General features: G+C 60.1%; 1 protein-coding gene. It reads right to left on the reverse strand.

Annotation, left to right across the window (positions count from 1 at the left end):
* Positions 1 to 291 precede the first annotated feature (291 nt).
* A complete protein-coding gene (locus ABID26_RS36975) occupies positions 292 to 1410 on the reverse strand; it encodes an IS110 family RNA-guided transposase (RefSeq protein WP_354418426.1) in 1119 nt (372 codons plus the stop codon).
* Between the last annotated feature and the right edge of the window lie 111 nt (positions 1411 to 1521).

Genomic DNA, 1521 nt, shown 5'->3' on the forward strand with positions numbered 1-1521 from the left:
CGCTCTGATGTCCTTTTGCAAGTGCGATCTGCGCAATAATCCACCCCACACCGATTTCCTCGGTCGGTTTCTCATTGACGGAGCGCCTATCGGTGGAGACGTGGCCTGGGACGCGGGTGAACAAGCTCTGATGCGCGGGTTGGTTACCGCATGTCCATGTATTCGTCCGGGGCTGGTCCTCTCTTACAACGGGCGTCGGCATTGCCGGCCACAAAGCGTTGCCGGAAATTCCCCATTCAATGCCACGTCCCCGCCGATAGGCGCGATGGTTATTCTCGTCGCGACCGAGGATCAGGTTCCTGCCTGCTGCTCATCCGCTCGTGCGATGGCCCACATGAAAGCAGCGAGTTCCCGAGCTATTGCGGTCACAGCCACGGTGCTGCGCTTGCCACGCGCGACCAGGGCCCGGTAGCGCTTGGTCAAGCGTGCCTGTGCGTTCCACGCTATGTCTCGCACGACTTCAGGCAGGTGGCGGCTTTCGAAGTATTTTCCTTTCCCCAGTTTGGCCGGATAGCGGTAAGTCCAGGCACTTTCAGCCAAGACGCGGCGCACTCGGGCATTCCCAGTCTTGGTGATACCGCCCCGTCGCACAGCGTCCCCGGTCGAGCGCTCCGAGGGGACAAGTCCGAGATAAGCCATCAGTTGCCGCGGGTTGGCAAAGCGGCGCACATCGCCGATTTCGACCATGAAGGTAGCCGCACAAATGAGCTTGACCCCACGCAAAGCCTGCAAGCGTTCGACTACCGGCGCGAGTGGCCAGTCGAGCAGGCCGTCTTCGATTGCCTTTTCCAGGCGTGCTGCTCTTTCCCGGCACTGCGACTCTGCGAGGATCAACTCCTGCAGGACAGCTTGCTGACTGCGGAATGAGAAACTCAGTCCATGCAGCCATCTGAGATACCTCGTCCCCCAGGTCTTCAGGCCCGGGTAAATCTTGCCATGTCGCAACAGGAAGGATCGAATCTCCTGCCGCTTTCGGGTTCGATCCTTCACCGCAGCCTCGCGGGCGCGGATCAGGTCACGCATAGCCTCATGAGCAGCGTCAGGTGTCCAGATCTCCGTCAGCTCACCGGCACGGAACAGCCGGGCGAGTTTCTCGGCATCGCGGCGGTTCGTCTTGACCCGATCGCCAGGCTTGCGCGGGATCAGAGACGGAGCGATCACGGCGCACTCGTGGCCAAGCGCTTCGATCTCCCGTTTCAGACCGTATCCGGTGGGTCCAGCCTCATAGCAAAATCTCAATCGCACACCTGGCCGCCCGAGCTTGCGGACGAGGCGGCGTACTGACGCACTATCGGAGGATATCTCTCCGACATATCGAACCTCACCCGTACGCCCGCTCTCGGCGAGAGCAACAGCATGCCGATCCTTCGCAACATCCAAACCTACGAAAACTTCGCTATATTCTTCCATGGTTCGTCCTCCTGGCTTGAGGATAGGCTCGACGAGCAACCCTCGCTTCAACACTGCCAGTGTAGGGCGAACCACCTCACAGCCGGCAACCAGAAAGGACATAAGGTCTTA

This window comes from Mesorhizobium shonense, assembly GCF_040545255.1.
GTDB lineage: Bacteria > Pseudomonadota > Alphaproteobacteria > Rhizobiales > Rhizobiaceae > Mesorhizobium > Mesorhizobium shonense.